This is a genomic window from Nocardia sp. NPDC049526 (genome assembly GCF_044465765.1).
Classification (GTDB): domain Bacteria; phylum Actinomycetota; class Actinomycetes; order Mycobacteriales; family Mycobacteriaceae; genus Nocardia.
In genome coordinates, this window is sequence record NZ_JBITMA010000007.1 from 287,809 (window position 1) to 310,471 (window position 22,663).

Here is a 22,663-nt window from a genome sequence, read left to right on the forward strand (position 1 = left end):
CTGAGCGTGCGAAGTGCAGCTCAGACCCGTCACCGGGCCGTGACGAACCCTTCGGCCACCATCCAATCCCGCGCTACCTCAGCGGGTTCGCGGCCATCCACGTCGACCTGGCGATTCAATTCGGTGATCGTCTCATTGGTCAGCTTCTTCGATATCGGCGCCATGATGTCGGCGACCTGTGGATGCGCATCGGCGAAAGACTTCCGCATCACCAGTGCCGCATTGTATTTCGGGAAGAAACCCAGATCGTCCTTCAGCAGGACGAGCCCGAGCGCCGGAATCCGCCCGTCGGTGGCGGCGACCGAACCGAACCGGCACTGCTTGGCATCGGCGGTGGCCTGATAGACCACCGCATCCTGCACGATCTGCTTGTGCACCTTCCCGACATCGATCCCGTACTTGCGCGCCATTCCGGGATAACCGTCTTGGCGCACATTGAATTCGGTGCCGACGCACGTCGCGGCCGCGGCCGGGTCGGTGGCGATCAGCCGGGCATAGTCGGACAGCGTGACAACACCGGTTTGCTTCGCGGTATCGGTGCTCATCACCAGCGCGTAGGTGTTGTTCATGGGGGCCATATCCGTCCACACGATGCCGTGCGCGGCCAGATCCGCGTCGCGAACCGCCTCGAACTGCCCGACTTCATCCGGAACCGGTGTCTCGTTGCCGAGATAGTTGATCCACCCGGTGCCGGTGTATTCGTAAGAGATATCGATCTGACCATGCAGCTGGGCATCGCGAACACTATTGGAGCCCTGGATATTCGTCAGATCACGGACCTGCGCGCCCGCCGCCGAGAGCGCGAATTCGATGAGATATCCGAGGATGTTCTGCTCGGTGAAGTCCTTGGAGCCCACCGTAATCGAGACACCGTCGAGCGCGGGTACCGGCCGAATGCTGCCGGGACCCACCCGCAGCGGCACCGCGCTCCCGGATTGCAATCCACAGGCGCTCAACACGAATACGGCCGCAACACCCAGCACCCACGCCCTCACTTCAACCCCCTCGGCCCCAAGTACTGTTCGGCCAGCGCGCCCAGCCAGTCGACGAGCAGCGCCAGCGCGACCGCGAGGACGGCTCCGACCACCAGCGTGACGTTATCGCGCAGCTTGTACCCGGTATCGATCAGAATGCCGAGACCACCCGCGCTCACCAGGAACGACAGCGTCGCCGTGCCGACGGCGAGCACCAGCGAGGTGCGCAGCCCGGCAAGGATATAGGGGATGGCGAGTGGAAATTCGATGCGGCGCAATACTGTCAGCGCCGACATGCCCTGGCCGCGTCCGGCATCGATGACCGCGGGATCCACCTGTTGGTAGCCCAGGATCGTATTGCGCAGTACGGGAAGTAGCGAATAGAAGGCGATCGGCGCGACGCCGATCCAGAACCCGGTGGTGCGGGTGGCGAGGTAGAACAGCACGATCAGACCGATCGCGGGTGCGGCAGCGCCGATATTGGCGATGCCGACGAAAAGCGGTGCCAGACGGCGATATCCGGGGCGGGTGAGCAGTGTGCCCAGCGGTACCGCCACCGCGACGACGATCACCACGACCGTCGCGGTGATCAACACATGCTGCCAGGTGACGGTCGCGATATTGGAAACGCTGATACTGGCCTGCTGGGTGACGGTGAGATCGCGCCGGAATGCCCACATCAGCACACCCGCGGTGAGCACGAGCACGAGCGCCGGTTGGACCAGCAGCCGAATGCGTTCGGCCCGACGCAGTGTCGTCGGCGAGGTAGCGGCGGGTGCGGTGGTCGCCGTGGTCATGTCGTCGCATCCGTCTCCGCGCCCGCATGCGTGGCGCGCATGGCCGACAGATGGCCGACGAGCGTGTCGATCGTGATCAAACCGGCGTATTCACCGCGCCGACCGGTGACGACCGCGGTTGCGGTCTGCTCGGCGAGCAAGGCCTCCAACGCATCCTGGAGTGTCGATTGCAGTGACAGCTGCTCACCGACCGAAGACCCGACATCGTGCAACGAATTCGCCTGTGCCAGTTGCTCGCTCGACACCCAACGCAATGGCCGCTGCTGCGCGTCGAGAATCAGCGCCCACGGCCAATCCCGGCCCGCCAGCGCGGCACGGATACTGTCGACCGAATCGGTCTCCAGTGCCGTCGGGCAACTGCCGAGTTCGACATCGCGGACCCGGGTGAGGGTGAGCTGCTTGAGCGAGGCATCCGCGCCGATGAAACCGGCCACGGTCTCATCCGCGGGATCTGCCAGGATCGCCGCCGGGGTGTCGTACTGCAGAATGCGGGACTGGTTGCCCAGGACCGCGATTCGATCGCCGAGCTTCACCGCCTCGTTGAAATCGTGGGTGACGAACACGATGGTCTTACCCAGTTCGGATTGCAGGCGCAGCAGCTCGTCCTGCAGCAGGCCGCGGGTGATCGGATCGACCGCGCCGAACGGCTCGTCCATCAGTAGCACCGGCGGATCGGCCGCTAAAGCGCGGGCCACCCCGACGCGCTGCTGCTGGCCGCCGGAGAGCTGCCTGGGATAGCGGCCGCGGTAGGTATCGGGATCGAGGCCGACCAGCTCGAGCATTTCGTCGGTCCGCGCGGCGACCTTCTTGCGGTCCCAGCCGATCAGACCGGGCACTGTCGCAACGTTTTTCGCGACCGTCAGATGCGGGAACAACCCCGCCTGCTGGATGGAATAGCCGATGCCCCTGCGCAATTGGTCCGGATTCACTCCGGTGACATCGCGTCCGCCGATCGTGATGGTGCCCGAGGTCGGCTCGATGAGGCGGTTGATCATGCGCATGGTGGTGGTCTTACCGCAGCCGGACGGCCCGACGAGGACGACGATTTCGCCCGCCGGGATGGTCAGCGAAACCCGGTCGACGGCCGGATCACGTTGGCCAGGATAGTGTTTGGTGACATCGTCGAGCACGATCTCGACGCCGGATACCGCCGATGCCGTACTGTCGCCGCGGATTTCGGTATCAGTCACGTAGTCCCCTCGAGGTGGTGAGTCGCCCGACGATGACGAAGATCCCATCGAGGATCAGCGCGAGTACGACGATCAGGATCGTCCCGACCAGCGCCTGCGGCACCGCGTTCGGACTACCGAGCCGGGCCAGGCCGGAGAAGATCAGATTGCCGAGTCCGGGTCCCTTGGCATAGGCGGCAATGGCCAGAATGCCCATGATCATCTGGGTGCTGACTCGCATCCCGGTCAGGATCGATGGCCAGGCCAGCGGCAATTCGATGCGCGCGAGCACCCGGAGCCGATTCATGCCGACCCCGCGCGCGGCGTCCACGATCGCCGGATCCACCGAGGCCAACCCGATGATGGTGTTGCGCAGAATCGGCAGCAGGGCATAGAGCACCAGCGCCGTAATCGTCGGTCCGACACCGAGTCCGAGGAATGGAATCAGCAGCCCGAGCAGCGCGAACGATGGAACGGTGAGTATGGCGCTGGCCAGCGCCGTCGCCACCGAGGATCCGAATGGGCTGCGGTAGACCAGGATGCCGATCAGCACGGCCACGATCGTCGCGAGCAATATCGACTGCAGCACCGCCGAGACATGCAAATACGAATCGGTGACCAGCTGTGCGCGCCGATGCACCACGAATGTCCACAGTGTGTCCAGGGCCTTACCTCCCCGTCGCCCGGTGTCCTCGGAGACTATCGCGTCGGCCGCTCGACCGGGACAGAATTCGCGGTGCGGCAATCGTCAACCGCCGTCATGCCTTCGAGAGACTGCCCGGTACCCATCCAATTGAAACCCCAACCACATTCGCGGGAACCGCGGGCCGGGACCGTTCGTCCTAATGACCAAGAGCTGAAACTGGAGGGGGAGTTATGACGGAGCATGCGGTGGCCGAGCGGCGACGGTATGTGTGGCCGGTGCTCGGCCTGCTGGTGGTTGCGCTGGTCGCGGCAGGTGTGGCCGGGGTGCGCTGGTGGCAGGATCGCGCACAACCCGCAATCGCTGGAGATCGCGTGACCGTATTTCCCGCGATCGACAGATCCGGGCTGGACCCCGTGCAGGGACGGATCGTCGCGGTTCTCGAACGCGAATTCAACGCACAGGGCGACGGTCCTAAGTACAGCGAAGGTTCCGATGAACCATGGTGCGCCGACTTCGTCAGCTGGGTGCTGCGGGAGGCAGGTGCGCCGCTGGCCAATCCGAATTCCGGATCGTGGCGGATTCCGGGTGTGTACACGCTGCAGGAGTACTACCGGGGGGCGGATCGCTTCACGCCGACCGGTTCGGGCTATCAGCCGCGCACCGGTGACGTGCTGCTCTACGCCGGGGAAAGCGCCTTCGGCCAGCACACGAATTTCGTGCTCACGGCCGCGAACGGGACCGTGACGACCATCGGCGGCAACGAATTCGGGGAGGTCGCGATCCATCGTTTCGCACTGGTGGAGGTGCCGGAGGTGGTGGGATTCGGTCGTTTGTGAATAGTGTTGGGACTCAGCCGGTCTTCCCAGTGGCTATGCATTGTCGGCGGGTCCTCCGCTAGCACTTACCATTGACTAGGCGGCGCCCGGCAGCGCCGTCTTCCGGTCCCTGTCCTGCTACCCCCTCATCAGCAGGACAGGGACCTCTGGGTGGGGGGATGTCGGCCCGACCTCGCCGAAATCTGCGTCGCGTACCGTGTCGGTTGTCCGTTGAGAGGTGAGGGTTTCGGAAACTCTGATGCTGCCAATCGAGGAAAAGACCGACAATCCCGTGTGGATCGACTACGCCGACTTCGGGGAACGGTTCGTCACCCACGCGGTGACGGCCGAACGGATCGAGGCCGCCGTTTCCGCGATGACCGACCACGGCATCACAATCGGCCCGTTCTCCCTCGGACCAGTGGGTTTGGCCGGATTCATGGCCGAGGGCAAGGTAGGCAAGCCGGTCATTCTGCGCAACGGCCCGCATATCACCTTCGAGGTGACCGTGCCGCTGACGATGTCGGTGAAGGTGCTGCTCGGCGGGCGGAAAATGCGGCTGGAGGCGGTCGCCGAAATCGATCTCACGCTGCATGCGCGCACCGCGGATCCGCTGCTCATCGTCATCGATATCCCGCCGATCACCTCGCGTGATGTCAGCTTCGTGCTGCGCGCCCAGGCCATCGATTCGGCCTGGGAATGGTTGCTCGATCCGATCGCCGGGGTGGTGCAGCGTGAGGTCGCCAATCGGGTGAACGCGATGCTCGCCGAACCGCAGGCGCGGCGCGGCCGGGTCTTCGACGTCGAGGCCATCATCGACGGCGTCCGTTCCGAGCACGTCGGCAAGGCCGAATTCGACTGGATCGGCTACGACGAATTCGGGCATCAGTTCTTCTCCCGCATCGTGACGCGCGATCGGGTCTTCGAATTCGTCGAGCGGATGGCGGGCCGTCCCATCGAGGTCGGGCCGCTGCGCGCCGGACCGCGCGACTCCGCCACCGTCACGGTGCAGGGCAATGTTCGAACGCCGCAGCTGACGGATCGTTCGGATGAGCCGGTGTCCTTCGATCTGACACTGCCGGTGAGCCTGGATATCACCGTCGATGTGCTCAAGGCCAACCAGTATCGCGCCGATGTCGAGATTCCACTGGTGCTGACCGCGCGGGCGGCCGATCCGCTGCTGATCGTCGTCGATGTGCCGCCGCCCGCGGCCGATGACCTGCGGCTGGAGTTCAAGGCGCGCGGGATGCGGGCGGCGACGCTCGGTGTGCTGGCCGGTATCAAGAAGCAGGTCGTCGCGCAGGTTGCGGGGGTGGTGCGCGAGGAGCTCAGCGACAGTTCGGGTCGCACGATCGATGTCGCGGCGCGGCTCGACAGCATCGCCTAGACCAGTCCTTGACCTGTGTGACAAGTGTGAATTCTGTTTCCAGTGGGTCTGGCGGTTCCAATGTGAATATGGTGAAATGAGTGCACGTTCGAGGCTCCCGGCGCTCGAGTGAACCTTGGGGAAGGTGCGCCGGGCACGCTACCTGTCCATGTCGGGTTTGCGCGAAGGAGTCCTGCGATGCGTTCCATTTCTGTGTCTCGCCGCCAGCTGTTCGCCTACACCGCCGCGGCCGCCGCCGTCGGGATCGCCGCGCCCCGCGCTTCGGCGGCCGGTGTGCTCGGCACCCTCGTCGATTACGCGGGCGGTGTTCCGTCCGCCGGCGCGATCCTGGATGACGGTCACCTCGGCGTCATCCGTTACGTCTCCGATCGTCGTCCGGGCGCCGAATGGATGGAGGGGAAGCCATTGCGCGCCAAGGAGGTCGATCAACTGCACGCCGCCGGGCTGACGATCGTGTCGAACTACCAGTTCGGCAAGGGCTCGACCGCCGACTGGCGCGGTGGCCTGGATGCGGGCAAGAAGCATGCCGATCGTGGCCTGGAACTGCATCTGGCCGCGGGCGGTCCGGAGAACCGGCCGATCTACGCCTCCATCGACGACAATCCGACCCCGGCCGATTTCGCGACCATGATCGCGCCGTACATCCTCGGCTGGGAGTCGGTGCTCGGCAAACAGAACGTCGGCATCTACGCCAATGCGCCGACCATCGAACTGGCACGCGCCGCGGGCCTGGGTTCCTGGTACTGGCAGCACAATTGGGGGACGCCCAAGGGGTTCGTACACCCGTCCGCGCATCTGCACCAGATCGAGATCGACAAACGGGCCATCGACGGCATCGGCGTCGACGTCAACAACATCCTCGCCGCCGAATACGGCCAGTGGTGACGGTGCGTCAGGTCTGGCAGTGGCAGGTGGGCGCCAGGCGGAGTTCGGGTTCGTCGTCGGGAACCACCCGGAGCATGGGCCGGTTGTCGGGTGCCTCGTGGTCGCCGCGCCAGGAGAACAACGACCAGCGGGAGATGCCGGAGAAGGCGGAGCCGAGGCTGCCGATGGAGAAGGACGAGATCACCGATCCGAAGGATCCGACGGCCCCGATGGACAGCACCGAGCCCACGCTGCCGATCGATAGGATCGAGTAGGCCGAGCCGATGGACAGAATCGAGCCTTCCGAGCGGATGGAAAGGATCGATCGACGCGAACGCCTGCTCCGGATCGAATGACCCGGATGGATCGAGGGACCGGCCCGAAGCGAATCATCGACAGTCGCCATGACTTCGGTCTACCACAGTCCCTGCAAGACGGCGCGTTATCGCGGCGATTCGCACCACGTGTGTCGACAAAGAGCGAAGCCCGGTGACCCCTCAGGTGCACCGGGCTTCGAAAACCACCAGCTAGGCGACGGTGAAGAAGCCGAGCATCGGCAGGAACGAGCAGGTCCGCGGGGCGGCGTCTGCGGCCTGGGTGGTCAGCGAACCACCGACGACCGCGACGACCCGGCCCGAGCCGGTATTGACGATCGCCGAAAGCGTGGCCGGACCGTCCGGGTTGATGTGCGCCTCATCGGTCAGCGGCTGGACGCCGGACTGACGGGTGTCGAGGTTCAGCCACTGGACCGTCATCGGCGGATTCTGCTCCGGCGTCGGCGACTTGGTGCCGAGCGCGGTGAATACGAATCCGGTCTGACCGGCCTGCGGTCCCGGCGGCGGCAGCTCGGCCGGGCCGGGGACGGCGAGTGCGGTGCCGATCGAATCGGCGCCGTCGCCGATGCAGCCTTTGCCGATGCTCGGGTAGAGGAACTGGGCGATGGCCGGGCCGCCCTGCGGGACCTCGGGGCCGCCGCCGCCGCTGCCGTCCAGGAAGGTGATGATCCGTTCCAGCGTGGACTTGATCTGCGGCGGCAGGTTCAGCGCGTTGAGCAGCGCCCGGACCTGGTCGAGGATGGCGTTCTTCGGGGCATCCGCGATGGGCTTGGCATCGGCTGGCCCGGCGATGGCGCCGACAATGGCCGGGGCCAGCGAGGCGAGCGTATCGATCGGGACGCCCTCGGGAACCATCGGAATGGTGTTCCTCGGTGCAACGGGCGCGGGGGCCGGTGCCGCGACTGCCGTCGACGGCGCAACGAGCGACGCGCTCGCTGCGATGGCGAGCGCGGACAAGGCAATCCGCGTTCCTCGGGTGCGAAGCACTTGTCTAGCCGTCCTTAACCTCGGGTACATCACAGGAGCGATGCAAAAAGCCATCGTTTCGGGGTCACTCTAGGGACATGACTGCCGTGTTGTACAGCCGCCGTGCCCCTACTTCTGTTGTGGACGATCAGTGTTATCAGACGCTAGCGCTTTTCCCCTGTTGCCAGAGTGAAAGGTGATGCAAATGTTATCAGTGATAATCGGCGGTTGCGGTACGCAAGTTACCGTCTCCGGGCTCGGCGCGCACGCCGGGGTCGGTCCAGGGGATTGATGGGATCTCTCACGGCGCCGGTTAGGCTAGTCGCAGCCTTCCCGGAACCGACTCGAAAGCCTGCGAATTGAACCGAAGTCTCCGATTGGCTGTGCCGGTGCTCGGTCTGTCCGTGTTGGCCAGGCTGCTGTGGATGCTGCTGACGAAGAACGGGATGAATCTCGTCGATCTGCACGTCTATGTCGACGGTTCGGCGGCCCTGCTCACCGACCGCCTCTACGACTTCACCTACGCCGAGAAGACCCCGGACTTCCCGCTGCCGTTCACCTATCCGCCGTTCGCGGCGCTGGTCTTCTTCCCGCTGCACTATTTTCCGTTCACCGTGATAGCGGTGCTCTGGCTGCTGGCCATTGTCGTCGCGCTGTATGTGGTGGTGTGGATCGCCTTCGAATTGATCCTCGGCGCGGAGCGGATGCGCGAGCCGCGGTGGCGCACCGCCGCGGTCTGGTGGACCGCGATCGGCATCTGGATGGAGCCGGTGCGGACCACCATCGACTACGGCCAGGTCAATGTTTTCCTGGTGGTCGGGGCCATGCTCGCGGTGCGCAGTTCGCGATGGTGGCTGTCCGGCGGCCTGATCGGGGTGATCGCGGGAATCAAACTGACACCGGCGATTTCGGGGCTGTACTTCGTAGCGCGGCGGCGGTGGGGGACCGCGGTGTGGTCGGCGGTGGTTTTCGGTGCGACGGTCGGGGTCAGCTTCCTGATCAACCACAAGGAGGCCAAGCGGTACTTCGGCACATTGCTCGGTGATGCGGATCGGATCGGTCCGGTGGGCTCGGTCTGGAATCAGTCCCTACGCGGTGCGCTGAGCCGTCTGCTCGGTCATGACGTCCAATCCGGGCCGTGGTGGCTGGCGTCCGTCGTGGTGGTCGCGGTCCTGGCCTTCTTCGCTTGGCGCGCACTGGGTCCCGACGATCGGTTGGGCACCCTGATCATCGTGCAGCTGTTCGGGCTGATGGTTTCGCCCATCTCTTGGTCGCATCACTTCGTGTGGCTGCTGCCCACGGTGATGTGGTTGGTGTACGGGCCGCTGCGGCAGGCGCCCGGCGCTCGGATACTCGCCGGATATTGGTTGGTTACCACCCTCGTCGGCGTGCCGTGGGTGCTCTCGTTCGCCCAGCCGTCGATCTGGACCATCTCGCGGCCGGGGGTGCTGTCCTGGCTCGGCGCCGTGGACGTGCTCGGCGTGCTGGTGCTCTTGGGCTGGGTGATCTGGTCCGGGCGCATGGTCAATCGGATTGCGCCGCAAGCCGATCTATCTCGCGAGCCAGCGACACGTCCAGCGCGGTGAGTCCGCCCGAGTCGTGGGTCGAGAGGGCGAAGGTCACCCGACGCCAGCGGATATCGATATCCGGGTGATGGTTCGCTTTTTCGGCGACTTCGGCGACCTGACGCACGAGTTCGATGCCCGCGGGAAAGGTCGCGGCCTCGATCGTGCGGGTGATGGTGTCGCCGGATCGGGTCCAGTCCGACAGTTCGGTCAAAGCTTCGGCGAGTTCTGCCTCAGTTAGTTTCGGAGCGCTCATGCCTGCACCTCGCTGGCGCTCGGCTCCAGCATGACCGCTCGGGCGGCTGTGTTGTCTGTTCGCTCACTACGTTCGCTCACTAGGGCCTGCACCTCGCTGGCGCTCGGCTCCAGCATGACCGCTCGGGCGGCTGTGTTGTCTGTTCGCTCACTGCGTTCGCTCATATCCGAGTTGTACCCCGAGGGGCGCAAAGGCATCAGGGAATCCGCATTCGTCGCTCAGGCGGCGCGGGCCTTCTTGAGGCCCTTCTTCAGTTCCTTACCGCAGCAACCGGCCGCTTCCAAGCGTTTCATCCGCATGATGACGACGGGGCACTTCAAGCAGCGCGTCTTCTTGCGACAGCACTTCTTCTTCGGTTTGAGGCTAGAAACCTTCTTCGCCTTGACCTTGCCCATGATTGGTTAGCATACCCTTAGCGGAGTGCGTGGTCTGCGAGCCGCTCGGATGCCGGTACTGTGTAACTGGCCGCAATGCCCGGTGAGTATCGATTCTCCACCTGTTTGCAGGGTGCCTGGCGGGATCGTCAGAACCCGGAGGTGGAAGCCTGCGTAACCACGCAGGGTCTCGATCACGCCGAAATCGGATGCAGCCGGCATCTATACCAACAGCAGGAGGATTGAGGCGTGTCGTCTGCACGCGATTTTCGCAACGTCGCCATCGTGGCCCACGTCGACCACGGTAAGACGACGCTGGTCGACGCCATGCTGCGCCAGTCCGGCGCCTTCGCCGAACGCGCCGAGCTCGTCGATCGTGTGATGGACTCCGGTGACCTGGAGCGCGAGAAGGGCATCACCATTCTCGCCAAGAACACCGCGGTGCACCGGCACCACCAGGACGGTTCGGTCACCGTGATCAACGTCATCGACACCCCCGGCCACGCCGACTTCGGTGGTGAGGTCGAGCGCGGTCTGTCCATGGTCGACGGTGTCGTGCTGCTGGTCGACGCGTCCGAGGGACCGCTGCCGCAGACCCGCTTCGTGCTGCGCAAGGCGCTGGCCGCGAAGTTGCCGGTCATCCTGGTGGTGAACAAGACCGACCGTCCCGACGCCCGCATCGAAGAGGTCGTCGAGGAGAGCCACGATCTGCTGCTCGACCTGGCCTCCGATCTGGACGACGAGGCCGCCGAGGCCGCCGAACTCGCGCTGGACCTGCCGGTCCTCTACGCCTCCGGCCGTGAGGGCAAGGCGTCCAAGGAACGTCCCGAAAACGGCAGCGCGCCGGCCGCGGAGAACCTGGACGCGCTGTTCGACGTGCTGCTGGAGAACATCCCGGCGCCCAAGGGCGATCCGACCGCGCCGCTGCAGGCGCACGTCACCAACCTCGACGCCTCGGCCTTCCTCGGTCGCCTCGCGCTGGTCCGCATCTACAGCGGTGAGCTGCGCAAGGGCCAGAATGTCGCGTGGATGCACGCCGACGGCGTCAAGCAGGTCAAGATCACCGAGCTGCTGCAGACCATCGGTGTCGAGCGGCAGCCCGGTGAGGTCGCGGTGGCCGGTGACATCGTCGCCATCGCGGGCATCCCGGAGATCATGATCGGCGACACCCTCGCCGATATCGACAATCCCGTTGCGCTGCCGCGCATCACGGTCGACGAGCCCGCCATCTCGGTCACCATCGGCACCAATACCTCGCCGCTGGTCGGCCGGGTGCAGGGCCACAAGCTGACCGCCCGCATGGTGAAGTCGCGCCTGGACTCCGAGCTGGTCGGCAATGTCTCGCTGCGCGTCCTCGATATCGGCCGCCCGGATGCCTGGGAGGTGCAGGGTCGCGGTGAACTGGCGCTGGCCATCCTGGTCGAGCAGATGCGTCGCGAGGGCTTCGAGTTGACCGTCGGCAAGCCGCAGGTGGTCACCAAGCAGGTCGACGGCAAGGTGCACGAGCCCTACGAAGAGCTGACCATCGACTGCCCCGACGAGTACCTCGGCGCGATCACCCAGCTGCTCGCCGCCCGCAAGGGCAAGATGGTCCAGATGAACAACCACGCCGCCGGTTGGGTGCGGATGGAGTTCATCGTTCCCTCGCGCGGCCTGATCGGCTTCCGCACCGACTTCCTCACCGAAACCCGCGGCACCGGTATCGCCAACGCGGTCTCGCACGGCTACGCCCCGTGGGCCGGTGAGATCCGCGCCCGCCACACCGGTTCGCTGGTCTCCGACCGCGCGGGCTCGGTGACCCCGTTCGCCATGATCCAGCTGGCCGATCGCGGTCAGTTCTTCGTGGAGCCGGGTGCGGACACCTACGAGGGTCATGTCGTCGGCATCAACCCGCGCGCCGAAGATCTCGATATCAATGTCACCCGCGAGAAGAAGCTGACCAATATGCGCAGCTCGACCGCAGATGTGATGGAGACGCTCGCCAAGCCGCTGCAGCTCGACCTGGAGGCGGCGATGGAGTTCTGTGCCGCCGACGAATGTGTCGAGGTCACGCCGGAGATCGTGCGGGTGCGCAAGGTCATCCTCGGTGCCACCGAACGCGGTCGCGAACTGTCGCGACGGAAGGCTCGGGACCGGGCTGCGCTGTAAGGCATGGGGCCATTTCGGCAAGGTCACGGTCTACTTGGCCGAGCGACAGCGAGGCCAAGTAGAGTGCCGCACGTGAGTTCGGGGGCTATACGACGCGCGATGCTGATCATGATGGCGGCCTCCTCCGTGGTGCTCGCCGGCTGCACCGCGAATCCGCCACCGCCGATCGAGAGCACCGACAGCCCGAAGACGACACCGGCCAAACCCGGCAAGAACACCGTCGTGGTGGCCATCGACGACATCGGCATCGGGTTCAATCCGCACCTGCGTTCCGATCAGTCACCGGCCACCGCCGCGGTGAGTTCGATGGTTCTGCCGAGTCCGTTCCGGCCGGTACCGAATCCGGGCGTGCCCGGCGCCACCGAATGGGTGCCGGATACCGCACTGGTGGTCTCGGCCGAGGTGACCGCGCAGGAACCGTTCACCATCACCTACACGCTGCGCAATCAGGCGAACTGGTCCGATGGCGCGCCGATCGCGGCGGAGGACTTCCGGTTCCTGTGGCAGCAGATGATCACCCAGCCGGGTGTCGTAGATCCGGCGGGTTATCGGCACATTGCCGATATCAGCTCCTCCGGTGGCGGCAAGACGGTCACCGTCACGATGACCGAGGCGTATCCGGCCTGGCGTGAGCTGTTCACGAATCTGCTGCCCTCGCATCTGATCAAGGATCAGCCCGGCGGGTTCGCCACCGGTTTGGTCGAGGGCGTTCAGGTGTCGGGCGGCAACTTCCGGATCAAATCGACCGACCGCGGACGCGACGAGATCCTGCTCGAACGCAATGATCGGTACTGGGGTACACCCGCGGCTCCGGATCAGATTCTGTTGCGCCGCGGCGGAACTCCCGCGCAGCTGGCCGATTCGCTGCGCACCGGTGACGCGCAGATGGCGCTGGTGCACGGTGGTGTCGCGACCCAGGCGCAATTGGCGGCGATCCCGTCGGTGCGCACCGTGATCATGCCGCAGTCGCGTGAGCTGCAGTTCGTAATCAATGGGCGCAGTGGCGATCTCAGTGATCCGCGGGTGCGGCGCGGGGTGACCGCGCTGATGGATCCGACGCTGCTGGCCACCGTCGCCGGGCAGACCGGCGGCTGGGTCGAGCCGGTGCGCGCGCAGATCTTGACACCGTCGGATCCCGGATATGCACCGACCGCGCCGCCGCGGCCGTCCGCCGAGGAGGCGTTCGCACTGCTGGCTGAGGCGGGTTACGGTCGGGCGCCGGAGACGCCGCCGGTGCAGTCGCCTACCTCACCCGCACCGCAGCCCCGTTCGGTCGCGAAAAACGGTAAGGCACTTGCGATTCGGATCGGCGCGGTAACCGGTGACGCCACCGCGCTCGCCGTCGCCAATACCGCCGCGGACCAATTGCGCAGTGCCGGAATCGATGCCAGCGTGCGCAGTCTCGCGGCCGATGCTCTCTACGGCAAGGAACTCACCGAGAGCGGCGTGGACGCCATCGTCGGCTGGGAGGTCGCCGGTTCGGATCCGGCCACTGTGCTCGCATCGCGTTACGGCTGCCCGCCGGTGGATACCGGTGCCGCCAACGGGGATTCGCAGACCGCCATCGAGGCGGCCAAGAAGGCACCGAGCAATCTGTCCGGCATCTGTGATCCCGGACTGCAGCCCTCGATCGACGAATCGTTGCGCGGTGTCGAGCTCGGCCGGGCGCTGGCCGATGCCGAGCCGCGGCTGTGGGCATTGGCGACGGTGCTGCCGATCGTGCAGGACAATGTGGTCGCCGCATCCGGCCCGCGCGTGGACGGTGCGTCGTTGAGCGGTGCCATTCAGGTCGGCATCTTCGGCGATGCGGCGATGTGGCGCAGGATCCCATGACCGGTGGACTGCTGCTGGTGCACGCCCATCCGGACGACGAGTCCATCACCACCGGGGGCACCATCGCGCACTACCGCCGCCGCGGCGTACCGGTGACGGTGGTGACCTGCACTCTCGGTGAAGAGGGTGAGGTGATCGGCGACGAATGGGCACAGCTGGCCGCCGAGCACGCCGATCAGTTGGGCGGCTACCGGATCGCGGAGCTCGCCAAGGCGCTGACCGCACTGAAGGCCGGACCGCCGCGGTTCCTCGGTGGTGCGGGCCGCTGGCGCGACTCCGGTATGGCGGGCACGGCGGCGGCTGAGAATCCGCGGGCCTTCGTACATTCCGGTGCCGCTGCGGTGGAGGCGCTGACCGCGATCGTGCTGGAACTGCGGCCGGAGGTGGTGATCAGCTATGACCCGCGCGGCGGTTACGGGCATCCGGACCATATCCGGGCGCACTGGGTCACCTCGGCGGCGGTGACCGCGGCGGCCGAGCAGGGCTGGGACACCCCGAAGCTCTATTGGACGGTCACCGACGCCGATATGTTGCGTCTGCATACCGAGGCGCTGGCGCGGCGCACCGTGGAGGGGCTGCCCGGCGCATTGCCGCGCGGCTGGCGCTTGCCCGCTGCGGGAGAACTCGCGAGCGTGCCGAGTCACACGGTGACGACCACCATCGACGTATCCGATTCGCTGGCCGCCAAGCGGGCGGCATTGCGGGCGCATGCCACGCAGGTGACGGTCGCGCCGTCGGGGCGCGAGTTCGCGCTGTCCAATAATGTTGCGCAGCCGGTAGTTCCGGAGGAGCACTTCATCTTGGTCCGTGGTACGCGCGGTCCGGTCGGGGCCGACGGCCGTGAACACGACTTGTACGCGGGCCTGTAATCCCTGATCGTTGCCTGAGGGTTGCTGTCGTTGCCGTTTTCGGCGGCGGGTACCGTCTTTGTGATTTTGGACATCGATGCGAAGGGCATAGCGGTTCATGACAGCGGTCGGCGACAAAGCTCACCTCAGCATCGAGGACCACGGGTACCACAAGAGTCTCAAACCGCGTCAGCTGCAGATGATCGCCATGGGCGGCGCGATCGGCACCGGTCTGTTCCTCGGTGCGGGTGGTCGGCTCGAGAGTGCGGGACCAGGGCTTTTCGTGGTCTACGCGGTCTGCGGTGTATTTGTATTCTTCATTCTGCGCGCGCTGGGTGAGCTGGTGCTGCACCGGCCGTCGTCCGGTTCGTTCGTTTCCTATGCCCGCGAATTCTTCGGTGAAAAGGCCGCATTCATCGCCGGATGGATGTACTTCCTGAACTGGTCGATGACCGGTATCGCCGACACCACCGCGATTGCCCAATATTTTCACTACTGGGCCGGATTCACTCACATACCGCAGTGGGTGCTCGCGCTCATCGCGCTGGTGCTCGTACTCGGGGTCAATCTGGTCTCGGTCAAGTGGTTCGGTGAGATGGAATTCTGGGCTGCGCTGGTCAAAGTGGCCGCGCTCAGTGCGTTCCTGATCATCGGCACGGTATTCCTGATCGGCCGATTCACCGTCAAGGGTGCGGCGACCGGTCCGAGCGTCGTCGCGGATCACGGCGGACTGTTCCCGACCGGGATCCTGCCGCTGGTCGTGGTCACCTCGGGTGTCGTATTCGCTTATGCCGCCGTGGAATTGGTTGGCACCGCGGCGGGGGAGACGGAGAGTCCGGCGAAGATCATGCCGCGCGCGATCAATTCGGTCATCTTGCGGATCGCGGTCTTCTACGTCGGCTCGCTCGTGCTGCTGGGTCTGCTGCTGCCCTACACCAGCTACAAGTCCGGCGAGAGCCCGTTCGTCACCTTCTTCACCATGCTCGGGGTGCCCGGCATCGGCAGCATTATGAATGTCGTCGTGCTGACGGCCGCCTTCTCCAGTCTGAATGCGGGCCTGTATTCCACCGGGCGCATTCTGCGGTCGATGTCGATGAACGGCAGCGCGCCCAAGTTCACCGGGGTGATGGGCAGCAACGGCGTGCCCTACGGCGGCATCATGCTGACCAGCCTGATCGCGCTCTGCGGTATCGCGCTCAATGGCATCGTGCCCGAGCGCGCGTTCGAGATCGTGCTGAATATCGCCTCGCTCGGCATTATCGCGTCCTGGGCCACCATCGTGCTGTGCCAGTTGCAGCTGTGGCGCCGGTGCAAGCAGGGCAAACTCCAGCGGCCGCAGTTCCGCATGTGGGGTGCGCCGTGGACCGGTCTGATCACGCTGGTATTCCTGTTCTTCGTGGTGGTGCTCACCGGCGTCGACTATCCGGTCGGCACCTGGACCGTCGCCTCGCTCGTGGTGCTCATCCCGGCGCTGATCATCGGATGGTTCGCCGCCCGCAAACGGGTGCTCGCGATCGCCCAGATGCGCAAGGGCTATACCGGAGAATTCCCGGTCGTCGCGAACATCCCGATTGAAGGCGAGTGATTTCGGCTTAGACTCCGACCATGTACAACTGGGATCTGCAGAACGCCATCGCTGCCTTCGTGGACAGCCTGCGCCCTGGCGCGCAGCAACAGCACGACCTCTACATGTCGGTGCTGTACGCGTTCGTCGATATGCAGAGCCACCTGCTGACCCTCCTCGGTTTCCCGCCGGTCGCGTGAGCGAGCGTCAGCGAGTGAACCATCAACACAGCGCGCCGCCGCGCACGGCGGAGCCGAACGCCGGCGAGGCGGAGCTGTGAGCGTCACCTTCGACAAGGCACCGGACCGCACCTACGGCGCCCACGAAAACCTGTCCCTGGGTCCGGTGATCATCGCGGTCTTGGTCCTGGACGCCCTGATCACCCTCGCCCTCGAGGTCCTCTACCTTCCGATCTATATCAACACCGTCGCCTTCCCCCTGTCCGCAGTGCTGGCCGGTGTAGTGAACGTCCTCCTGGTAATGGGAGTCCGCTCCATCACCCACCGCGTAAGCGCAATGTTCCTCCCCGTGGCCGCCTGGACCCTCGGCTTCCTGACCTGCTCCATAACCGGCCCCGGCGGCGACATCATGCTGGGCAGCGACTGGCGCACCCTGCTGCTCCTGTTCTGTGGCCTTGTCCCGCCCCTCCTCTACATTTACATCCGAAGCAACGCTGGTCTGTTCAGCACCCACTGACTCTTCTGTCGCGGCTAGGGGACGGCTATGGCGGTGATGTTGCCGGCCAGTTCGGTTCGGGTGCCGTCGACTGTGCGGTAGAGGGTGTGGGCGGATTCGGTGCTGGGCTGGGTGAGTTCGAGTTCTGCGCCGGTGGCGGTTGACGTTGTATCGGCGGTTGGGGTGCCGGTGGGGAACCAGAGGCCGCCTCGGGCTTGCCAGCGTGTTGTCTGTCCGGCCGTCAGGTCTTCCGATTCGGCGCGTTGAGTGATGGTGACTGTTGCGCCGGTGTTGTTATCCCACCGGATCTTGGTCGGGGTGGTGCAGTTCTCGAAGTCGGGGATTCTGGTTGTCATGCCGACTTGCTTGGTGCTGACGAGGGTGAAGGTGGTTCGGCGGCAGCGGTAGGGGTTTCGGCCGGGGGACGGGGCATCGCCGGAGACGGCGATGGAGGTGCCGTCGGGGCTGAAGGCCGCGTCGATGACGCGTTCGGTCCCCGCTGGTGTCTCCCCGAGCGAGCCGGTCGTGCCGTCGGGCTCGATGGTGAACAATTCGTGGTGGACGGAATGGTCGAGGAAGCGGAATTCGGTGCGGCTGAACATGAGTCGATCGCCCTCGGTGGCGAGGAGTCGGACGCTGTAGCGCGAGCCCTCCGGTGGGACGGCGGTGGGCAGGGTGCGCCAGACCGTCGGCTCCGGATTCGGCGCGGTGAGATCGGCACGCATGATGGAGCCGTTGGACGCTTGCCACGCGATGGTGCCGAGTTGCGTCGGGAAGACTCTGTCGCACCCACACTGCAATCGCCGCACCTCGCCGGGCTCCGCCACATTCACCGCAACTATCCCGGCAGGATCGTTGCTGCCCGGAAACTCGTTGCGGACAACGTATTTGCCGTCTCGAGTAAAACGGATCTCGTCGGCGGAGGTGAACTGCCCGGGCGTTCGTGAGAGCACCGTCGTCCCGTCCGCGACGATCAATTCGCGGTCGCTGCCGTAGGCGTACAGGTCCGGGTGCTGCGGCGCCGGGTCGTCGGCCCCGCAGCCGACCGCGCCGAGCAGCATCGCCGCGATCGCCGTGGCATGGATGGACCGCCGTCGAATCATGTCTAACCCCCCGGTTCATTCGGACCTGACATTCGGGTATCGCGGCAACGCCTGCGGGCGCAACGCGGACTCAGTCGAGGCGAATGGCCAGGGTGGCGATTACCGCGTCGGTGCGGGCGCGGAGGGCGGCGGCCAGGACGGGGCCGCGTGGGTTGTGGAGCGGACGGTGGTACCAGTGGGCGGCTTCTACCTGGGCCAGGAGAACGGTGACTTGGCGGCCGGTTCGGGTTCGGGCGCGGACGTAGCCGACGAGCGTGGTGATGAGACTGCGGCGCGGGCTCGGGAGGACGGTGAGGGGGACACCTGGATCCCACTGCTTCCACTGGGCGCTGAGTCGCCGAGTAGCGGCGTGGTCGATTTCGGCTGCGACGGCGACGATTTCGCCGTCGAAGGCCTGCGCGGTGCGCAGGGCGCGAGCGGTGACCTCGCTGACCGCGACCACCGGAACCACGATGAGCATCGGTTCTTGATCCGGGGATTGCGGTGGGAGGAAAGGGATTCGGCCGAGGCTGAGTTGATCGGCGACGCTGCGGTAGTAGTTTTCGGTGCGAGCGAACAGGGTTATCAACGCGGGCACGATGATCAGCAGTAGCCACGCGCCTTCGTTGAACTTCTCGATGAGCAGAACCACGGCGGCGACGGCAGTGAGCACCGCACCGAAGCCGTTGAGGACGGCGCGCGGAATCCAACCGGCTCCACGCTGCTCGTACCAGTGCCGCACGAGCCCGGTCTGGCTGATGGTGAACCCGATGAAGACGCCGACGGCGTAAACCGGTAGCACGCGGTGGGTTTCGGCATGCACGACCAGCAACACGGTGGCGGCCAGAATGGCAAGGGCCGCAACGCCATAGCGAAACACCGGACGTTCGGAGCGCAGCGCGAACAAGTGGGCGACCCGATGATCCTTCGCCAGCAGTGACAGCAACACCGGCAGTCCGCCGAAACTGGTATTCGCGGCCAGGCACAGCGCCAGCGTGACCGCCAGACTGGTCACGTAGAATGGCCATCCGGTCCCGAATGCCGCCGCGGACAATTGCGCGAGCAGGGTGACGCCGCCGCGCGGCACTGCGTGATGGCGACGAATGAGCAGCGCCAAACCGAGCAGCATCGTGCACAGCAGCACGCCGAGCGCGACCTCGGTGTGCTGGGCCCGTCGCACCGCGGGCGACCGATACGACGGCACGGCATTGGCAATCGCTTCGACCCCGGTCAACGCCGAACACCCGGCCGAAAATGCCTTGAGCAGCAACAGAATTCCGACGGTGTCGTATGGCACGATCGGCCCCGGATCGGTACCGATCACCGCGACCGGTGTCGCGCGGAACATCCCGACCACGATCACCGCGAGAATCGCGACGATGAACAGAAGTGTCGGCCCCATCAGCACTTTCGCCGATTCGGCCACCCCGATCAGATTGATCACGGTGAGCAGCGCCAGCCCGCTCAGCGTAATCAGCAGCAGATGATCGGCGAGCACCGGAAACGCACTGGCCAAACTGGCCGCACCGGCCGCGAGACTCACCGCGACGGTCAGCACATAGTCCACCACCAGACTCGCCGCCGCGAGCAAACTGGCACCGCGACCGAGATCCTTCTTCGCCACCGCATAGGAACCGCCGCCATCCGGATGTACGGCGATAACCTGCCGATACGACAGCACCAACACCAGCAACAGTGTCGCGATCGCCAGCGACACCGGCAATGTCCACGACACCGCCGCCGCGCCCGCCGCAACCAGAACCAGCACGATCGCCTCGGGACCGTATGCCACGCTCGACAGGGCATCCAGCGATAACGCCGCCAAACCGCCGATCGCGGTCAGTCGATATTTGTCGCCCCGCTGCATCCGCCGCACGCGGCGATCGGCGATGGGCAACTCCCGCGTCGGTGATATCGGGGTCTCGACCACGCTCACCATTGAACTCGGCGCGGTGCCGGCAATCGGTCAGCGACACCGCGCGAGTCGGATCGGCGCGCGGTCGCGCTCAATTCTCGGAGCGAACGGTCTCAGACAGCTCGATCTCACCGATGCCACCGCGATCGGACATTCGTGGGGTGCGGACAGCGCGCTCGGACTCGCCGACCTGCCCGGCCGCAAGGCCAATTCGATCCCGGAGGCAACCTGCCGCACAGCGCGTGAGCACCTCGCAAGAGCTATGGCCTGTGCGCGGCGCTCACCGGGTATGCGTGAACTCGATCGGCGGGGTCAGCGGGTGCCCAGGCGGCCAGGCGTTGCCGATTCGATGAGGTCCCAGGCCTGTTCGAGGGGGATGTCGACGACGAGGTAGCGCTTCTTACCGGCTGCTGTGGCGGCAACCACGGTGGCGATGCCGGAGCGGCGCTGCCAAAAGGATTGGCGGACAGTCCAACCGATGATGCCGGGGGCTTCGAGACAGTCGCGATCGCGGTCGAGCGAGCCGGAACGGGTGATGAGCCACGCCGGACTGCTGTCGGTGGCGGGCAGAACGGCGTGGCCGAGGCCGCGGTAACGGTCGGCGGCCAGCGCGGCGGCGATCAGGCCCGCGAGTGCGGGCAGCAGCCACCACCATGCTGAAAAGTCCACTCCGGCAAGGGAAAAGTACAGCATCGCGACCGCGGGGATCACGATCGGGCTCAGCGCGCGGGTATACCGGCGGCGGCGCGCGACCGGGCCGTGCGCGATCAGCGGCGCGGTGCTCACCGTTGCGCGCGACGCGTGGCTCGCGGTCGGCGCCGGCTGCGGCGCTCGGCCCACCGAATCTTCGGCCCACGCGAGTTCGTTCGTGGCACCGGGACGTCGGGCGCCTCGGGGTGCGAGCAATTCCGCGAGGGTGCGTTCGATCGCGGAGCGCGGCGCCTGGGGCAGGATCTTCTGGCGCGGGCTCTGGCCGGTCATGATGGCTTCGAGTTCGGCGGCACCGGCCATGCGGAGCAGCAGCGGCTCGTTGACGGTCGCGCCGCGGAAACGAGCCAGATCCAGGGTGATCTGTCTGGTCGTGAACAGTCCGTGGCGCAGCTGCAATGTGCGGTCGTCATCGAGCACCCGCAGCCCGAAATACGTTGTCAGATAACGTGCGCAGGCCGCGAGGCTCACGATCACCACGATCGCGACGACAAGCAGTCCGATGGCGACGGCGATGAGCGCCGCACTACCGTCCTCGATGCTGTGCACCGCGTCCGAACTGACTACGATCTGGTCGAACCCGTACTGAATTGCCAAACCGACGACGGGTGCGATGATCGCGAAACCGGTCAGCGACAGCGGCGCGTAACGCACCCAGCTCGCTTGCCAATGACCGATCTCCCGGGCGTTCCCGGACACCGGCCGGTCCTTCCGTAGATCTGGAACCTTTGGTCCTGCAGTAGATTCCGGCGAACCGGAGGTATGGGCGAGCAGCGCCGCCCGCAACTCCGGCACCACATCCGCATCCAACGCATCGAGCTTGAACTTCTCACCCGAATCCGCGTGCTGCCCGGTCCCGATCGCCAACACCGCGAGTCCCAGCACCCGATGCAACAGATCGGCCTCGATATCGACCGATCGGATCCGCGACCGTGGTACCGACAGCTTCTTGCGCTGAATCAACCCGGTCCGCAACTCGACGTCTGTCGGCCCGACCCGATAGGTAGTGGTGAACCAGCGCGTCAGCGCGAAGCCGACGATCACCGCCAACGCGATGAGCCCCCAGACAGGGTTACCGGTATTGGTGCCGAGGATCACCGACCCGATCAGCACCGGAATGAACCTTACGACCTCGTTGACGGGGTGTACCAACAACATTCGCTTATCCAGCCGCAACCACGACTGCTCCGTCTCCGGCGCGAGATCGGTCTCGTACGAACTCACGTCGCATCCCCGCGGTGCAAGGCGGCGATCTCGGTCAACCGCGTGACCATCTGTTCGGCGACCGGCAGATCGAGCGCGGAGATCCGCACCGCACCGGCCGAGGACGCCGTCGTGACGGTCACCGTCGCCAGCCCGAGGAATCGCTCCAGCGGCCCGCGCTCGGTATCGACGGTCTGCACCCGGGAGATGGGCGCCACCCGGCTCTCCACCGTCAACCATCCGACCCGGGTGTACACCGCCTCATCGGTCACCTCCCACCGATGCACCGCGAACCGCCACAGCGGCACCACCCCGATGCTCACCGCCGCGAGCACGAGCGCCACGGCGAAGACCACCAGCTGCGCACCGCGATGCCCGGAGTCGACGACAACCCACAAGATCAGCGCCACGACGGGAATCACCCAGCCGACCGCGGCCTGAATCGTCCACAAGAGCTTGGCCTTGGTGCTCGGACGCCAGGCCGGGTCGGCCATGATCGTGCGCGGCTGCGACATGCTTGCCATGGTTCCACGTCACGG

At 65.7% G+C, this 22,663-nt stretch carries 22 protein-coding genes; 10 read left to right on the forward strand and 12 right to left on the reverse strand.

Annotated elements, in window-relative coordinates:
* Window positions 1-29 precede the first annotated feature (29 nt).
* Genes ACIBW7_RS23355 through ACIBW7_RS23370 form a run of 4 tightly spaced genes read right to left on the reverse strand, consistent with a single transcriptional unit; the run spans window position 30 to window position 3,604 of the window.
* Complete coding sequence (locus ACIBW7_RS23355; protein ID WP_397049542.1) at window positions 30-995, reverse strand: glycine betaine ABC transporter substrate-binding protein; 966 nt, start codon at window positions 993-995, stop codon at window positions 30-32.
* The gene (locus tag ACIBW7_RS23360; RefSeq protein WP_397049545.1) at window positions 992-1,771 is read right to left on the reverse strand and encodes an ABC transporter permease; all 780 of its coding nucleotides are present in this window, start codon (window positions 1,769-1,771) and stop codon (window positions 992-994) included. The genes ACIBW7_RS23355 and ACIBW7_RS23360 overlap by 4 nt, the downstream gene beginning before the upstream one ends.
* Entirely contained in the window at window positions 1,768-2,961 is a 1,194-nt protein-coding gene (locus ACIBW7_RS23365; protein WP_397049547.1) for an ABC transporter ATP-binding protein, read from the reverse strand. Before ACIBW7_RS23365 ends, ACIBW7_RS23360 begins: the two co-directional genes overlap by 4 nt.
* Window positions 2,954-3,604 carry an ABC transporter permease gene (locus ACIBW7_RS23370; protein WP_397049966.1) on the reverse strand — a complete coding sequence of 217 codons (651 nt, stop codon included), beginning with the start codon at window positions 3,602-3,604 and terminating at the stop codon, window positions 2,954-2,956. The genes ACIBW7_RS23365 and ACIBW7_RS23370 overlap by 8 nt, the downstream gene beginning before the upstream one ends.
* A 212-nt stretch (window positions 3,605-3,816) precedes the next feature.
* On the opposite strand from ACIBW7_RS23370, the gene ACIBW7_RS23375 reads away from it, so the two are divergent.
* From ACIBW7_RS23375 to ACIBW7_RS23385, 3 genes are all read left to right on the forward strand, one after another.
* Window positions 3,817-4,422: a CHAP domain-containing protein gene (locus tag ACIBW7_RS23375; protein WP_397049550.1), complete on the forward strand. Its 606-nt coding sequence runs from the start codon at window positions 3,817-3,819 to the stop codon at window positions 4,420-4,422.
* Between the two features lie 238 nt (window positions 4,423-4,660).
* Window positions 4,661-5,788, forward strand: coding sequence for a hypothetical protein (locus tag ACIBW7_RS23380; protein WP_397049552.1), 1,128 nt, complete (start codon window positions 4,661-4,663; stop codon window positions 5,786-5,788).
* Window positions 5,789-5,965: 177 nt separating this feature from the next.
* Window positions 5,966-6,673: a DUF1906 domain-containing protein gene (locus ACIBW7_RS23385; RefSeq protein WP_397049554.1), complete on the forward strand. Its 708-nt coding sequence runs from the start codon at window positions 5,966-5,968 to the stop codon at window positions 6,671-6,673.
* A 7-nt stretch (window positions 6,674-6,680) separates the two neighbouring features.
* Here ACIBW7_RS23385 and ACIBW7_RS23390 read toward each other — a convergent pair whose 3' ends face one another.
* Both ACIBW7_RS23390 and ACIBW7_RS23395 read right to left on the reverse strand, forming a co-directional pair.
* Window positions 6,681-7,058, reverse strand: a complete 378-nt coding sequence (locus tag ACIBW7_RS23390; protein WP_397049556.1) for a hypothetical protein — start codon at window positions 7,056-7,058, stop codon at window positions 6,681-6,683.
* 121 nt (window positions 7,059-7,179) lie between these two features.
* On the reverse strand, window positions 7,180-7,974 hold the full coding sequence (locus tag ACIBW7_RS23395) for a hypothetical protein (protein ID WP_397049558.1): 795 nt from the start codon (window positions 7,972-7,974) through the stop codon (window positions 7,180-7,182).
* Window positions 7,975-8,312: 338 nt separating this feature from the next.
* On the opposite strand from ACIBW7_RS23395, the gene ACIBW7_RS23400 reads away from it, so the two are divergent.
* Window positions 8,313-9,539, forward strand: coding sequence for a mannosyltransferase (locus ACIBW7_RS23400; RefSeq protein ID WP_397049560.1), 1,227 nt, complete (start codon window positions 8,313-8,315; stop codon window positions 9,537-9,539).
* Here the strand turns inward: ACIBW7_RS23400 and ACIBW7_RS23405 are convergent.
* Window positions 9,478-9,774: a 4a-hydroxytetrahydrobiopterin dehydratase gene (locus ACIBW7_RS23405; protein WP_397049562.1), complete on the reverse strand. Its 297-nt coding sequence runs from the start codon at window positions 9,772-9,774 to the stop codon at window positions 9,478-9,480. The genes ACIBW7_RS23400 and ACIBW7_RS23405 overlap by 62 nt on opposite strands.
* 218 nt (window positions 9,775-9,992) lie before the next feature.
* Window positions 9,993-10,169, reverse strand: coding sequence for a hypothetical protein (locus tag ACIBW7_RS23410; RefSeq protein ID WP_085998628.1), 177 nt, complete (start codon window positions 10,167-10,169; stop codon window positions 9,993-9,995).
* 228 nt (window positions 10,170-10,397) lie between these two features.
* On the opposite strand from ACIBW7_RS23410, the gene typA reads away from it, so the two are divergent.
* The 6 genes from typA to ACIBW7_RS23440 all read left to right on the forward strand — a co-directional run bounded on the left by typA (window position 10,398) and on the right by ACIBW7_RS23440 (window position 17,237).
* Window positions 10,398-12,296, forward strand: coding sequence for a translational GTPase TypA (typA, locus tag ACIBW7_RS23415; protein WP_397049564.1), 1,899 nt, complete (start codon window positions 10,398-10,400; stop codon window positions 12,294-12,296).
* Window positions 12,297-12,395: 99 nt separating this feature from the next.
* Entirely contained in the window at window positions 12,396-14,129 is a 1,734-nt protein-coding gene (locus ACIBW7_RS23420; protein ID WP_397049969.1) for an ABC transporter family substrate-binding protein, read from the forward strand.
* Window positions 14,126-14,998, forward strand: coding sequence for an N-acetyl-1-D-myo-inositol-2-amino-2-deoxy-alpha-D-glucopyranoside deacetylase (gene mshB / locus ACIBW7_RS23425; RefSeq protein ID WP_397049567.1), 873 nt, complete (start codon window positions 14,126-14,128; stop codon window positions 14,996-14,998). Before ACIBW7_RS23420 ends, mshB begins: the two co-directional genes overlap by 4 nt.
* A gap of 97 nt (window positions 14,999-15,095) precedes the next feature.
* A complete protein-coding gene (locus ACIBW7_RS23430) occupies window positions 15,096-16,562 on the forward strand; it encodes an amino acid permease (RefSeq protein WP_397049569.1) in 1,467 nt (488 codons plus the stop codon).
* Between the two features lie 20 nt (window positions 16,563-16,582).
* Window positions 16,583-16,741: a hypothetical protein gene (locus tag ACIBW7_RS23435; RefSeq protein ID WP_169338103.1), complete on the forward strand. Its 159-nt coding sequence runs from the start codon at window positions 16,583-16,585 to the stop codon at window positions 16,739-16,741.
* Window positions 16,742-16,817: 76 nt separating this feature from the next.
* Window positions 16,818-17,237, forward strand: coding sequence for a hypothetical protein (locus tag ACIBW7_RS23440; RefSeq protein ID WP_397049571.1), 420 nt, complete (start codon window positions 16,818-16,820; stop codon window positions 17,235-17,237).
* Window positions 17,238-17,251: 14 nt separating this feature from the next.
* Here ACIBW7_RS23440 and ACIBW7_RS23445 read toward each other — a convergent pair whose 3' ends face one another.
* From ACIBW7_RS23445 to ACIBW7_RS23460, 4 genes are all read right to left on the reverse strand, one after another.
* Window positions 17,252-18,319, reverse strand: coding sequence for a hypothetical protein (locus ACIBW7_RS23445; RefSeq protein ID WP_397049573.1), 1,068 nt, complete (start codon window positions 18,317-18,319; stop codon window positions 17,252-17,254).
* A gap of 70 nt (window positions 18,320-18,389) precedes the next feature.
* Window positions 18,390-20,228, reverse strand: coding sequence for an APC family permease (locus ACIBW7_RS23450; protein WP_397049575.1), 1,839 nt, complete (start codon window positions 20,226-20,228; stop codon window positions 18,390-18,392).
* A gap of 297 nt (window positions 20,229-20,525) precedes the next feature.
* On the reverse strand, window positions 20,526-22,079 hold the full coding sequence (locus ACIBW7_RS23455; RefSeq protein WP_397049971.1) for a PH domain-containing protein: 1,554 nt from the start codon (window positions 22,077-22,079) through the stop codon (window positions 20,526-20,528).
* A 62-nt stretch (window positions 22,080-22,141) separates the two neighbouring features.
* On the reverse strand, window positions 22,142-22,639 hold the full coding sequence (locus ACIBW7_RS23460) for a PH domain-containing protein (RefSeq protein WP_397049577.1): 498 nt from the start codon (window positions 22,637-22,639) through the stop codon (window positions 22,142-22,144).
* Window positions 22,640-22,663 lie beyond the last annotated feature (24 nt).